The organism is Streptomyces sp. NPDC004647, assembly GCF_040609575.1.
GTDB lineage: Bacteria > Actinomycetota > Actinomycetes > Streptomycetales > Streptomycetaceae > Streptomyces.
Window position 1 is genome coordinate 24,672 of sequence record NZ_JBEXKU010000015.1, and the last position, 13,132, is coordinate 37,803.

The 13,132-nt window shown below is 69.6% G+C and carries 11 protein-coding genes and 1 pseudogene; 1 reads left to right on the forward strand and 11 read right to left on the reverse strand.

Going from position 1 to position 13,132, the window contains the following annotated elements; all coding sequences use genetic code 11:
* Window positions 1-276: 276 nt before the first annotated feature.
* Complete coding sequence (locus ABZW18_RS09155; protein WP_356184280.1) at window positions 277-480, reverse strand: hypothetical protein; 204 nt, start codon at window positions 478-480, stop codon at window positions 277-279.
* A gap of 121 nt (window positions 481-601) precedes the next feature.
* Here ABZW18_RS09155 and ABZW18_RS09160 point away from each other — a divergent pair, with 121 nt between their 5' ends.
* Window positions 602-1,822 carry a helix-turn-helix domain-containing protein gene (locus tag ABZW18_RS09160; RefSeq protein WP_356184283.1) on the forward strand — a complete coding sequence of 407 codons (1,221 nt, stop codon included), beginning with the start codon at window positions 602-604 and terminating at the stop codon, window positions 1,820-1,822.
* A gap of 86 nt (window positions 1,823-1,908) precedes the next feature.
* Here ABZW18_RS09160 and ABZW18_RS09165 read toward each other — a convergent pair whose 3' ends face one another.
* The 10 genes and pseudogenes from ABZW18_RS09165 to ABZW18_RS09210 all read right to left on the reverse strand — a co-directional run bounded on the left by ABZW18_RS09165 (window position 1,909) and on the right by ABZW18_RS09210 (window position 13,116).
* Window positions 1,909-3,186: a thymidine phosphorylase gene (locus ABZW18_RS09165; RefSeq protein WP_356184285.1), complete on the reverse strand. Its 1,278-nt coding sequence runs from the start codon at window positions 3,184-3,186 to the stop codon at window positions 1,909-1,911.
* Complete coding sequence (locus tag ABZW18_RS09170) at window positions 3,186-3,620, reverse strand: cytidine deaminase (protein ID WP_356184287.1); 435 nt, start codon at window positions 3,618-3,620, stop codon at window positions 3,186-3,188. Before ABZW18_RS09170 ends, ABZW18_RS09165 begins: the two co-directional genes overlap by 1 nt.
* Complete coding sequence (locus ABZW18_RS09175; RefSeq protein ID WP_356184290.1) at window positions 3,617-4,900, reverse strand: ABC transporter permease; 1,284 nt, start codon at window positions 4,898-4,900, stop codon at window positions 3,617-3,619. Before ABZW18_RS09175 ends, ABZW18_RS09170 begins: the two co-directional genes overlap by 4 nt.
* A complete protein-coding gene (locus ABZW18_RS09180) occupies window positions 4,897-6,003 on the reverse strand; it encodes an ABC transporter permease (protein ID WP_356184292.1) in 1,107 nt (368 codons plus the stop codon). Before ABZW18_RS09180 ends, ABZW18_RS09175 begins: the two co-directional genes overlap by 4 nt.
* On the reverse strand, window positions 6,000-7,595 hold the full coding sequence (locus ABZW18_RS09185) for an ABC transporter ATP-binding protein (protein ID WP_356184478.1): 1,596 nt from the start codon (window positions 7,593-7,595) through the stop codon (window positions 6,000-6,002). The genes ABZW18_RS09180 and ABZW18_RS09185 overlap by 4 nt, the downstream gene beginning before the upstream one ends.
* Before the next feature lie 262 nt (window positions 7,596-7,857).
* Complete coding sequence (locus ABZW18_RS09190; RefSeq protein ID WP_356184294.1) at window positions 7,858-8,886, reverse strand: BMP family ABC transporter substrate-binding protein; 1,029 nt, start codon at window positions 8,884-8,886, stop codon at window positions 7,858-7,860.
* A gap of 134 nt (window positions 8,887-9,020) precedes the next feature.
* Window positions 9,021-10,274, reverse strand: a complete 1,254-nt coding sequence (locus ABZW18_RS09195) for an amidohydrolase (protein WP_356184480.1) — start codon at window positions 10,272-10,274, stop codon at window positions 9,021-9,023.
* A 153-nt stretch (window positions 10,275-10,427) separates the two neighbouring features.
* Window positions 10,428-11,618 carry a hypothetical protein gene (locus ABZW18_RS09200; RefSeq protein WP_356184481.1) on the reverse strand — a complete coding sequence of 397 codons (1,191 nt, stop codon included), beginning with the start codon at window positions 11,616-11,618 and terminating at the stop codon, window positions 10,428-10,430.
* 243 nt (window positions 11,619-11,861) lie between these two features.
* Window positions 11,862-12,062: pseudogene (locus ABZW18_RS09205) on the reverse strand (hypothetical protein); the annotation flags it as partial.
* Window positions 12,063-12,189: 127 nt separating this feature from the next.
* Window positions 12,190-13,116 (reverse strand): N-acetylneuraminate synthase family protein, encoded by a 927-nt coding sequence (locus ABZW18_RS09210; RefSeq protein WP_356184297.1) that lies wholly within the window; start codon window positions 13,114-13,116, stop codon window positions 12,190-12,192.
* Window positions 13,117-13,132: the final 16 nt, after the last annotated feature.

A 13,132-nucleotide genomic window follows, 5' to 3' on the forward strand; every position in this document is an offset into this window, starting at 1 on the left:
CGCACCGGCCCCGGCTGCCGACCTTTCCGTGCCGACGGCTGGGGCGGGGTCATACGGGCGGGGGTCATACGGAGCGCAAGGCGCGGGCAGCAACAGCCCGCTCCGCCTGACGCTCGGGGGCACAGCGGTGACACTCACAGGGCGGGAAGTGAACAGGGCTGTCCAGGATCATCACGGGGTCGCCCGCGCGGACCGATCGCGTCGGCCCGTAAGTGCGCCCACCATCGCGGCTGACCCGCAACGTCATCAGCGAGCAAGGGCCGTCGTCGGCGGCGCTCACCCGGTCCGCTCCCTGACCCATGCCGCAAGTCGGAACGCCTCGTCAGCAGACAGTCCGCCGAGCTGAACGAGCGCCCGGTCCATCACGGGGAAATCGCCGGACAGCGATGGGAAGGTGAAGCCTGCCGCTCTGAGCGCGTCGGCCAGATCGTCGGCTGCCCGCCTGCCGGTCTTCAGTGCGTTGTCTGCTGTCGTCGCCATGCCTCGCAGCGTCCACCGTGCGGATCTCTGAGGCCACGGCAGAAAGGCCGCTGTCCTGCTGCATCATGGCCGCACCGGATACGCTGACCAGGGAGGACAGCACCCGGACGGAGGGGCGGGTATGGCGATCAAGCGGCGACGCTTCACCGAGCGCCGGAAGGCATGCGGATACAGCCAAGAGGCATTCGCCGAAGCGCTCAGGGTGGACCGGACCACAGTTCAGCGCTGGGAAAAGGGCGAGACCGACCCCCAACCATGGCTGAGGCCGGGGATCGCGAAGCTACTGGAAATCACGTCGAAACAACTTGACGCCCTTCTGACTAGTTCCGGTCCCTGTACTCCGCCGACGGCGATGGCCAATCCATGGAATGGCAGCGCTGCGCCGGACCACGATGACGAGTTCGAGGCGTGGGAGCTGGCGCGGCGTGTTCAGGCAAGCGATGTAGGATCAGACACTCTTGACCGTCTTGAGCGTGCCTTCGATGAGCTGGCCACCGCCTATCCGGTGACACCACCAGAGGATCTCGTCCAGCTGGTACGGCAACACGCGGCCTACGTCGCCAGTCTGATGGATGCGCGCAAAACACTTGAAGAGCACCGGCGTTTGCTGGTCGTCGGCGGATGGCTTTCTTTGTTCGGCGCTACGCTCCACATCGATTTGAAGCAGGAGCACGCCGCTACAGCACGTTTGCAGACCGCGGTCGCTCTCGCCCGCCAGGCCGAACACGCCGAAATCCAGGCGTGGTGCTTTGAGACCGATGCGTGGCGCGTGTTGACGGAGGGCGACTACGTGCGAGCCCTCGAGCTTTCCCGGATTGCACAGAGAATCGCGCCGACCGGAAGTTCTGCGGCGATTCAGGCCACTGCCCAGGAGGGACGCGCGAGTGCGCGTCTCGGGCAGTCCAAGGAAACCTACTCGGCAATCAACCGAGTGCAAAAAATGTCGGCCTCGCTGGAGCGGACGGAACGCCCAGAACACCATTACCAGTACGATCCTGCAAAGTCTCTTGCCTATACGGCAACTACCCTTGCATGGCTGGGAGATCCGGCAGCCGAGACATGCGCGCAGGAAGTTATCGCACAGTTGGCGCCCGCTGATGACATCACAAAATGGCCCAGGCGGGTAGCATCAGCAAACATTGATCTGGCGTTGGTGCTGCTGACAGAGAACAGACTGGACGAAGCTTGTGATGCAGCCGTCAAGGCCATACTCAGTGGCAGGGTGGTCCCCTCGAATCACTGGCGAGCGTTGGAAGTGGTCAAGGCAGTTGAAGCCCGACAGCTTCCGGAAGCATCAGATCTGCGCGAGGCATATCAGGGATTAAGGTCGTTGGGTACGTAGTCGGGATATTTTTGTAGGTTCAGGGGGCACAAGAAAGCCCCGCCTCGTGACCGGTCATGGCGCACGAGACGAGGCTTTCAGGGCTGTCAGGCAATGCGGTCGTGGATGATGGGCGGCGGTTCGTACGCCGTGCCCGGCGGGGCCACCAGGACGCCGCCGTCGAGCGCCTCGATGGCGTAGGGGAACTTCTCCGGGGTGTCGGTGTGCAGGGTCAGCAGCGGCTGGCCCGCGGTCACCCGGTCGCCCGGCTTGGCGTGGATCTCCACGCCCGCACCCGCCTGTACCGGGTCCTCCTTGCGGGCCCGGCCGGCGCCCAGGCGCCAGGCGGCGACGCCCACCGCGTAGGCGTCCAAGGTGGTGAGGACGCCGGTCTCCGACGCGTTGATCACATGCTGCTCGCGCGCGACCGGCAGCGGGGCGTCCGGGTCACCACCCTGGGCGATGATCATGCGGCGCCAGCGGTCCATCGCGGAGCCGTCCGCGAGGGCCTTCGCCGGGTCGACGTCCGTGACGCCCGCCGCGTCGAGCATCTCGCGGGCCAGTGCGAGGGTGAGCTCGACGACGTCGACCGGTCCGCCGCCCGCCAGGACCTCCACCGACTCGCGGACCTCCAGCGCGTTGCCCGCCGTGAGGCCGAGCGGCGTCGACATGTCGGTGAGGAGGGCGACGGTCTTCACACCGTGGTCGTTGCCGAGACCGACCATCGTGGAGGCGAGCTCGCGCGCGTCGTCCAGGTTCTTCATGAACGCGCCCGAGCCGACCTTGACGTCGAGGACGAGCGCGCCCGTACCCTCCGCGATCTTCTTGGACATGATCGAGGAGGCGATCAGCGGGATGGCCTCGACCGTGCCCGTCACGTCGCGGAGCGCGTACAGCTTCTTGTCCGCCGGGGCGAGCCCGTCGCCCGCCGCGCAGATGACCGCGCCGGCGTCCCGGAGCACCTGAAGCATCTCCTCGCCCGAGAGCAGCGCCCGCCAGCCGGGGATGGACTCCAGCTTGTCGAGCGTCCCGCCGGTGTGGCCGAGGCCGCGGCCGGACAGCTGCGGCACGGCCGCGCCGCAGGCCGCGACCAGAGGCGCCAGCGGCAGGGTGATCTTGTCACCGACGCCGCCCGTGGAGTGCTTGTCGGATGTCGGCAGCGGGAGGCCCGAGAAGTCCATGCGCTCGCCGCTCGCGATCATCGCCGCGGTCCAGCGGGCGATCTCGGCCCGGTCCATGCCGTTGAGCAGGATGGCCATGGCGAGCGCGGACATCTGCTCGTCGGCGACCTCGCCTCGGGTGTACGCGTCGATGACCCAGTCGATCTGAGCGTCGGTCAGACGGCCAAGGTCGCGCTTCGTACGGATCACGCTGATGGCGTCCATCAGAGGTCCCCCTTCAGGTGGTTGATGCCCTTGAGGCGCCGGCTGAGGAGGTCGTCAGGACCGAACGCGTCGGGGAAGAGGTCGCTGAGCGGGCGGATGCCGCCCGCGGTGTCGACGAGCAGCTTGGGCCCGCCGTGCTCCCACAACAGCTGGCGGCAGCGGCCGCACGGCATCAGCACCTCGCCGTCGGGGCCGCAGCAGGTGAAAGCGGTGAGCCGGCCGCCGCCGGTGGCGAACAGCTCGGAGACCAGCCCGCATTCGGCGCACAGCGCCACACCGTAGGACGCGTTCTCGACATTGCAGCCGGAGACCGTACGGCCGTCGTCGGCGTACGCGGCGGCGCCCACCGGAAATCCGGAATACGGGGCGTACGCCCGGGACATGGCCGCCCGGGCCAGCGCGCGCAGTGCCTCCCAGTCGGAGGGGTCGCTCATGTGCCCATGCCCTTCCGGTAAGCCCGGCCGATCGCCCTGGGCGGCCGGAGCCGCTGCGCGGACAGCGACAGGACCAACAGGGTGGCGACGTACGGGGTGGCGTCGACGATCTCCACCGGCACGGTCTCCGTGAGCGCGTACCAGAGGATCAGCAGGAGGGCGATGACTCCGCTGACGGCCGCCTGGATGCGGTGTGCCGAGCGCAGTTTCCACAGCGCGAGGGCGATCAGCAGCACGGCGAGGAGCAGCAGCAGGGCGTGCACGGTCCGGCCGCCGCCGCGCAGCTGAAGGCTGTCGGTGAAGCCGAACAGGCCCGCGCCCATGGCCACTCCGGCCGGCCGCCAGTTACCGAAGATCATCGTGGCGAGGCCGATGTAGCCGCGGCCGCCGGTCTGGCCGTCCTGGTAGAAGTGCGTGCCGATCGCGATGAAGGCGCCACCGAGTCCGGCCAGTCCGCCGGAGGTGATCACGGCCGCGTACTTGTACCGGTACACGTTCACACCGAGCGACTCGGCGGCGATCGGGCTCTCACCGCAGGACCGCAGCCGCAGCCCGAACGGCGAGTGCCACAGCACGAAGGCGGTCCCGATGAACAGGCCCACCGCGAGCAGCGTCAGCCAGGAGACGTCGGTGACGAGGCCGCGCACGATCCCCGCGGTGTCGGAGACGAGGAACCAGTTGTGCGCCTCGATCGAGCCCAGCCAGTCGGACAGACCGGGGATGGAGAACGTGGGCATGTTGTCCATCGGCGGCGACTGCTTGTCGTTGCCGCCCGCGGCCGCGGCCGCGCTGCCCTCGGCGCCGAACCACAGCTTGGCCAGGTACTGGGTGAAGCCCAGCGCCAGGATGTTGATCGCCACACCGGAGATGATGTGGTCCACCCCGAAGGTGACGGTCACGATCGCGTGGATGAGACCGCCGACCGCACCGCCGGCGACGCCCGCGAGGGCCGCCCACCACGGCCCGTACTGCCAGCCGATCCAGCCGGCCGCGAAGGTGCCGAACATCATCATGCCCTCGAGGCCGATGTTGATGACGCCCGAGCGCTCGGACCACAGACCGCCGAGGCCGGCGAGTCCGATCGGCACCGCGGCGGCGAGCGCGCCGCTGTACTGGCCGAAGGAGGTGAGATCCTCGGCGCCGGTGATGGCGCGCAGCGCGGAGAGCACGATCAGTGCGCCCGCGATGATCAGCAGGATCACCGGGTAGGACAGCTTCCGGCGGCCGCCCTGCTTCTTGCCGGGCCGCCGCGCGGGCGCCGTGGCCGTGGTCGCGCTCATGCGGACACCCCCGCGTTGTCGGTCTTACGGGCCTGGGCGGCGAGCTCCGCGCCGACCTTCCGCTGCTGGCTCCTGAGTCCGTACCGGCGTACGAGTTCGTACGCGATGACGACGCACAGAACGATGACGCCCTGGATCACGCCGACGATCTCCTGGGCGTAGCCCTCGAATTCGAGTCGGCTGCCGGTGCGCTCCAGGAAGCCCCAGAGCAGCGCGCCGAGCGCCATGCCGACCGGGTGGTTGCGGCCGAGGAGCGCGATGGCGATACCGGTGAAGCCGATCCCCGCCGGGAAGTCGGTGCCGTAGTTGTACGACTCGCCCAGCAGGGTCGGCATGCCGACGAGTCCCGCGGCGGCGCCGGACAGCACCATGCTGACGACCACCATCCGCTTGACGCTGACCCCGCTGGCCTCGGCGGCGGACTCCGACCGGCCGACGGTGCGCAGGTCGAAGCCGAAGCGGGTGCGGCTCAGCAGGAACCAGTAGACGGCTCCGGCGAGCGCCGCGACGACGATGAAGCCCTCGATCGGGTCGGGCGTGGTCGGGATGGTGAAGAAGTGGCTCGACTCCGGGATGAACGGAGTGTGGATGAGGTTGGCGTCCTTCTCCGCCAGCCGCCCCTCCGCCAGGAAGTAGCCGATGACCGACGCCGCGATGGCGTTCAGCATGATCGTGCTGATCACCTCGCTGACGCCACGCGTGGTTTTGAGCACGCCCGCGATGCCCGCCCAGATGGCGCCCACCAGCATCGCGACGATGATGGTCAGCGGAATCTGAATGATGCCGGGGAGCGTGAGCGCACCGCCGACGACGGCGGCGAAGAAGGCCGCGATGCGGTACTGGCCGTCGACGCCGATGTTGAAGAGGTTCATCCGGAAGCCGATGGCGACGGCGAGCGCGGACAGGTAGTACGGGACCGCCTTGTTGATGATCCAGACCTGGCTGTCGCTCTTCGAGCCATAGTCGACCATCACACCGAAGGCGTTGATCGGGTCGTCTCCGGCCGCCAGGATGATCAGCGAGGTGAGGATCAGCGCGGCGACGATGGCGAGGACGGGGGCGGCGATCCCGAGGATCAGCCGGTCCTTGTCGAACTTCTTCACCGGTTCTCGCCTCCCCCGTCCGTGTCGTCTTCGTGGTGCTCGAGGTGGCCGCGGGCGGCGCCGGTCATGGCCGAACCCAACTCCTCCGGGGTGATGGTGGCGGGGTCGGCGTCCGCGACCAGGCGGCCGCGGTACATCACCCGCAGGGTGTCCGAGAGCCCGATGAGCTCGTCGAGGTCGGCGGAGATCAGCAGTACGGCCAGGCCCTCCCGGCGCGCTTCCCGGATCTGGTCCCAGATCTGCGCCTGTGCGCCGACGTCCACACCACGTGTCGGGTGGGCCGCGATCAGCAGCTTCGGCGTATGGCTCATCTCGCGGCCGACGATCAGCTTCTGCTGGTTGCCGCCGGACAGCGACGCCGCGGTGACCTCGATCCCGGGCGTACGGACGTCGTACTCGGCGACGATCCGCTCGGTGTCGGCGCGGGCGCCCTTGAGGTCGAGCAGCGAACCCTTGCTGTTGGGCTTCTCGGTGACATGGCCGAGGATGCGGTTCTCCCACAGCGGGGCTTCCAGCAGCAGGCCGTGCCGGTGGCGGTCCTCGGGGATGTAGCCGATGCCGTCCTCGCGGCGCCGCCGGGTCGGGGCGTGCGAGATGTCGTCGGAGCCGAGGGTGATCACGCCGCCGTCGGGGTCGCGCATGCCCATGACCGCTTCGACGAGCTCCGCCTGGCCGTTGCCCTCCACACCGGCGATGCCGAGGACCTCGCCCTTGTGGATGGTGAAGGAGATGCCGTCGAGTACGGCCCGTACGACGCCGTCGCTGTCGGTCGCCGACAGATGCAGCTTGTCGACGGTCAGCATCGGGACTTCGGTGACCGTGGACTCGCGGGTCTCCGGCGAGGGCAGCTCGGTGCCGACCATCAGTTCTGCGAGCTGCTTGGGCGTCACATCGGCCGGGTGGACGGAGGCCACCGTCGTACCGCGGCGGATGACGGTGATGTCGTCGGCGACGGACAGCACCTCGCCCAGCTTGTGCGAGATGAAGATGACGGTGAGGCCCTCGGCCTTGAGCTCGCGGAGGTTGTCGAAGAGCGCGTCGACTTCCTGCGGGACGAGGACCGCGGTCGGCTCGTCGAGGATGAGCGTGCGGGCGCCGCGGTAGAGGACCTTGAGGATCTCCACGCGCTGGCGGTCGGCGACGCCCAGGTCCTCCACGAGAACGTCGGGGCGGGCGTTCAGGCCGTACGCCTCGGAGATATCCACGATCTTCGCGCGGGCCTTGGCACCGATGCCGTACAGCTTCTCGGCGCCGAGAACGACGTTCTCGAGGACCGTGAGGTTGTCGGCGAGCATGAAGTGCTGGTGCACCATGCCGATGCCCTGCGCGATGGCGTCGGCAGGGCTGTGGAAGGTGACCTGCTTGCCGCCGACCGTGATGGTGCCCTCGTCCGGCTTCTGCATGCCGTAAAGGATCTTCATCAGGGTCGACTTGCCGGCGCCGTTCTCACCGACGAGCGCGTGCACGGAGCCGCGCCGGACCGTGATGTCGATGTCGTGGTTGGCCACAACTCCGGGAAACCGCTTGGTGATCCCGTGAAGTTCTACGGCAGGGGCGCTCTCTGCCTGCGGACTGCTGCTGGACGCTTTGATGGCGCACTCTCCTCGGGGGAAAGGAGCGGTGTGGCCTGCTCGGCCGGACGTTTACTGGACGGACCCTGAGGGTGGCGGGCGAAGGCGACGCTATCGTGCCGAGGTTGCGCTACGCGCGTAGCGTTCTGACGGCGATGTGGGCTCGGCGAAGAGAACTCTCCTCGCCGAGCCCGGGCGGGCCGGGTGTGTGTCCCCGGCCCCTCCACAGAGCGCCGCACGCCGGTCCGGCGCGAAGATCAGCCGACGCCGGCGCCGACCACGGTCAGGGAGTGTCCTTGACCTTGATCTCGCCGTCCGCGATCTTCTTCTTCGCGGCGTCGACCTGGCCCTTGATGGCGTCGATGAACCCGCCGGAGGTGGCGAGGCTGACACCGTTCTGCTTGAGCGTGTAGGCGTGGACGCCGGTGAGCGGCTTGCCGTCCTTGACGCTCTTGACCACATCGAAGACCGCGACGTCGACGTTCTTGACGACGGAGGTCAGGATCGAGTTCTTGTACTTCGCCAGGCCCGGCTGCTGGTACTGGTCGGAGTCGACACCGATCGCCCAGGCGCCCTTCTTGCCGGCGATCGCCTCGATCGAGCCCGCACCCGACTGGCCGGCCGCGGAGTAGATCACGTCGATGTTCCGGTCGAGCATCCCCTTGGCCTTCTCCTTCGCGGCGGCAGGGTCGTTGAAGCCCTTGTCGTTGTTCGCGTAGAGGTACTCGGAGGTGACCTGGACGTTCTTCTTGGTGTCCTTGGCGCCCTGCTCGAAGCCCGCCTGGAACTTCTGGATCAGCGCGTTGTTCACACCGCCGATGAAGCCGACCTTGCCGGTCTTGGACTTCAGGGCCGCGGCGACACCGGCGAGGTAGGAACCCTCGTGCTCGGAGAAGACGATGCTGTCGACGTTCTTGCCCGGGGAGACCGAGTCGACGACGGCGAAGGTGGTCTTGGGGAAGTCCTTGGCGACCTTCGCGATGGACTTGCCGTAGTTGAAGCCGACGCCGATGACCGGGTTGTAGCCGGCCTCCGCGAGGGAGGTCAGCCGCTGCTCGCGGTCGGCCTCGGTCTCGTTGTTCTTCGCGGTGAGCATCTTGGCGCCGACGCCGAGGTCCTCCTGGGCCTTGTCGACACCGCGCGCGGCGGACTCGTTGAACGAGTGGTCGTCACGGCCGCCGACATCGAAGGCCAGGCCGACGCCCTTGTCCTTGCCACCCGACTCGGTGGAGGACTCACCACAGGCGGTGGCCGTGAGTGCGAGAGCCGCGGTGGCGATGCCCGCGGCAGCGATCTTGGTAACCCGGCGCAAGAGGCACCCCTTCACTTGCTCGAAGCGCCCTGACCGGCGCTGGCTTCGCGGCATCGTAACGCGCGTAGATGTCTGACAAAGGGCTGCTTCGAAGCCGTTATCGGATCGACGCGAACCGGCGGCGACACCGCTACCTACGGACGGTGTCCGTCGATCAACGCGGCGGCAGTGAAGAGCTCCACACCCACCTGAATGGCGCCCTCGTCCACATCGAAATCGCCGCAGTGCAGGTCCCTACGCGTGGTGTCTCCCACCCGGCGCACACCGAGCCGGGCCATAGCGCCGGGCACCCGCTCCAGGTACCAGGAGAAGTCCTCGCCGCCGAGGCTCTGCTCGGTGTCCTCGACGGAGGCCTGCCCCCGCCGGACGGCCATCGCGTCGCGCAGCAGCTCGGTGGAGACCACCTCGTTGACCACCGGCGGCACACCGCGGATGTAGTTGATCTGCGACTTCGCCCGGTGCAGGGTCGCGATCTCGTCGATCGCCGCGTGCACCAGATCGGGAGCCGTCCGCCAGGCCGCGAGGTCCAGGCAGCGGACGGTGCCCGACAGCTCGGCGTGCTGCGGAATGACGTTGCAGGCGTGCCCCGACTCGATACGGCCCCAGGTCACGGCGAGGCCGGAGCGGGCGTCGATCCGGCGGGCGACCAGGGCGGGCACCTCGACGGCCACCTTGGCGGCCGCGGCGACCAGGTCGGTGGTGAGGTGGGGGCGGGCGGTGTGGCCGCCCGCGCCGTCCAGAGACACTTCGAGCCGGTCACAGGCGGAGGTGATCGGGCCCGGCCGCAGCCCGATCCGGCCGACCTCGACCTTGGGGTCGCAGTGCAGCCCGATGAGCCGGCCCACGCCGTCCAGGACTCCGGAGTCGATCGTGTCGAGCGCACCGCCGGGCAGCACTTCCTCGGCCGGCTGGAAGATCAGCCGTACGGGCCGCGGGAGGCGGCCCGACTTCGCCAGCTCGGCGAGGACGAGCCCGGCTCCCAGCGCGACGGTGGTGTGCACATCGTGGCCGCAGGCGTGGGCCCGGTCCGGCACGGTCGACCGGTAGGGCACGGACTTGGTGTCCGGGATCGGCAGGCCGTCGATGTCGGCACGCAGCGCCAGCATGGGCCGTACTCCGGCGCGCCCGCCACCGATCGCGCTGCGCGCGCTGTCCTCCGTGCCGATGTCGCACATGAGCCCGGTTCCGACGGCGAGAACACGCGGCTGGAGGCCTGCCTTCTCCAGGCGCGCCTTGAGCGCGGCGGTCGTACGGAACTCCTGGTTCCCCAGCTCGGGGTGCATGTGCAGGTCCCGCCGGAAGGCGATCAGCTCTGCGCGCAGCGCCTCGGGCAGCGCGCCCGGCATCTCGGGGCCCGCAGGCAGGTCGGCGTCGGCGTCGCGGGACATCAGTTGGTTCACCTTCTGAAGAATACGACCACCCGCCGGACAACTGTCCCTCGATCAACAAAAGTTCAGCCCGATAGGCGAAGAAAAAGCGTCCGCGGGCCGCATGAGCGGGCCCGCGGATGGGTATTACGGATGGCTTTGTCGTTCTGCCAGTCAGGGCGCGACGGTCGGCACGGACTGCAATCGGTGCACGTCACGGGCGGTTCCGGTGACCCCGGACAAGAAGCCCTGGGCTCGCGGGGAAGCGTTGTCCGTGAGCCACTCCGGATCGATGTCGCAGACGGCCACCTTCACGTCGGTTCCGGCGAGTGCGAGCGGCAGCGTGTGCACCACGGTCGACGGGAAGCTCAGGATCGTACGGCCTATGGGGCCGCGGCGGGCGATCAGCTCCAGCGGCAGATCCGGCCGTACGATCTCCAGCCCGGTCTCCACGGAGAGCCGGTGCAGCTTCTCGGTGCTCTCCCGGCGGTGCGCGAAGTAACGGGTGGCCCCGTGGGCCTTCGCCAGGGAGCCGACCGCGTCGATGTAGCGGTCCAGGTCGACGACGCCGGTCTCGGCCAGCGAGGTCCCGACCAGGTCCGCGCCGCGGGTGATCGCGGGCGGGCCGAACCGGGCCCGGGTCCAGGAGAAGTCGTTGGCCGTCACCGTGACCCCGGCGGGGGGCTCGACCGGCATCGAGCTGAACACCTCCACGTGGCGGCCCGCGCCCGGCATCAGCCGGCGGCGGGCGATCGCGGACACGGGCGCGAAGACGGCATCGCGCGCCCCTCGGCCGTGGCCGGTGCGGTGCCAGCGCACCAGTGGCTCGCCCTGGGCCAGCTGGGACACGAACTCCATGGTGGCGGTGCCGTCGTCCACGACGACGAGCTCCCGGGCCCGGGTGAGCGTGAGCAGCAGCTGCACATAGCGGGAGAACGGATCACCGATGACGATCCGCCGCGCCCGCCGCAGCGCGGGCGTCAGCGCCCCGATGGTCTGGAACGGCGCCCCCGGGCCTCCCCGGGCGTCCTCCCATCGAACGGCCAGCCCTTCGTCCCGCGCCAGCTCGGCCATCCGGCGCAGCTGCCCGCGGGTCATGGGGTCGTTCGGCGACAGGACGACGACGGTCACGCCTCCGGCGAGGGCGGCAGCGGACCGGTCGCCCGGCACGGGCCGTGCTCCGGGCTGCGGGTGTGCCTCGGCCGGGCCGGAGCCGGCCTCGGCGTGCGGCACGAGGCCGACCGGAGGAGCGGAGCCCGGGGCATCGGCCGCGGTCGCGGGGACCGGCTGTGCCGTACGGGGCGGGAGCGCGTCGTCCGCGCCCGCGGACCGGAGCCCGTCGTCGGCACCCGCTGGCTGAAGCACGGCGGCGTCGCCGGCGGCACCGTCGGCGGCGACCGTTGCGGGCGGCCCCTGCCGCGAAGGCTCCCCCGGCGGCTCGGCAGAGGCAGAGGCAGCAGCTTGGCAGGGCTCCGCGAGGACGGCGGCCGGAGCGTCGTCCGTGCGGGACGCGCCGGCAGCGGGCACGAGCGGGACGGCTCGCGGGCCGGGCAGCGCGGCGCCCCCCGTGTCCGCCGCGCCCGCCTGACCGCTCGCCGCGCGCGTGGCCTCCGCGTACACCCACTCCAGGACGTTCAGGAGTTGGACGGGACTCTCCACGAAGGCGAGAGTCTCCCCGGCCGGCCGGCCTCCGGTGCCCGGAGCCCCGTCCCGCCCGGACAGGCCCGGGAAGCGCCCCGCGAACGCAGCTCGTTGCCGGTCTCGGGCCGCTTCCGGGGGCGGGCCCGCGGGCCCGTCAGGTGTGCTCACCGAGGTCCACCTCGTGATTTCTCGTGGCGGTCCGCCCCGTCGGGCCGGGGCGGCGGGCTGGGGGGACGGGGATGCCCCCGCCCCCAGCCGTTGCGCGGAACCCCGCGCCGGACCGCGTCGGACCGTGTCAGACCGCCGCCGGCTCGCGGTCTCCTCCCTCGGCGATGACGCCCGGGACGCGGCGCAGCTTCTTCATCGGGCCGAGCTCGCTCTCGTAGACCTTCTTGACGCCGTCGCCCAGCGACTCCTCGATGGTGCGGATGTCGCGGACGAGGCGCTGCAGGCCCTGCGGCTCGACCGAAGCGGCCTGGTCCGAGCCCCACATGGCGCGGTCGAGGGTGATGTGGCGCTCCACGAAGGAGGCGCCGAGGGCGACCGCCGCGAGGGTCGTCTGCAGACCGGTCTCGTGGCCCGAGTAGCCGATCGGCACGTTCGGGAACTCGTCCCGCAGGGTGTTGATCACCCGCAGGTTGAGCTCCTCGGCCTTGGCCGGGTAGGTGCTGGTGGCGTGGCAGAGCAGGATGTTGTCGCTGCCCAGCACCTCGACCGCGTGGCGGATCTGCTTCGGGGTGGACATACCGGTCGACAGGATGATCGTGCGGCCGGTGGCGCGCAGCGCGCGCAGCAGCTCGTCGTCGGTGAGCGAGGCCGAGGCGACCTTGTGGGCCGGGACGTCGAACTTCTCCAGGAAGGCGACGGCCTCGGTGTCCCACGGGGAGGCGAACCAGTCGATGCCGCGCTTCTTGCAGTGCTCGTCGATCTGGCGGTACTCGTCCTCACCGAACTCCACGCGGTGGCGGTAGTCGATGTAGGTCATCCGGCCCCAGGGGGTGTCGCGCTCGATGTCCCACTGGTCACGCGGGGTGCAGATCTCCGGGGTGCGCTTCTGGAACTTGACCGCGTCGCAGCCGGCGTCGGCGGCCGCGTCGATCAGCTTGAACGCGTTGTCCAGGTCGCCGTTGTGGTTGATGCCGATCTCACCGGTGACGTAAACGGGGTGGCCGGGGCCGGCGATCTTGTTACCGAGGGCGCGAAGGCGCGGGGTGGTGCTCATGAAGACAGTTCCTTCT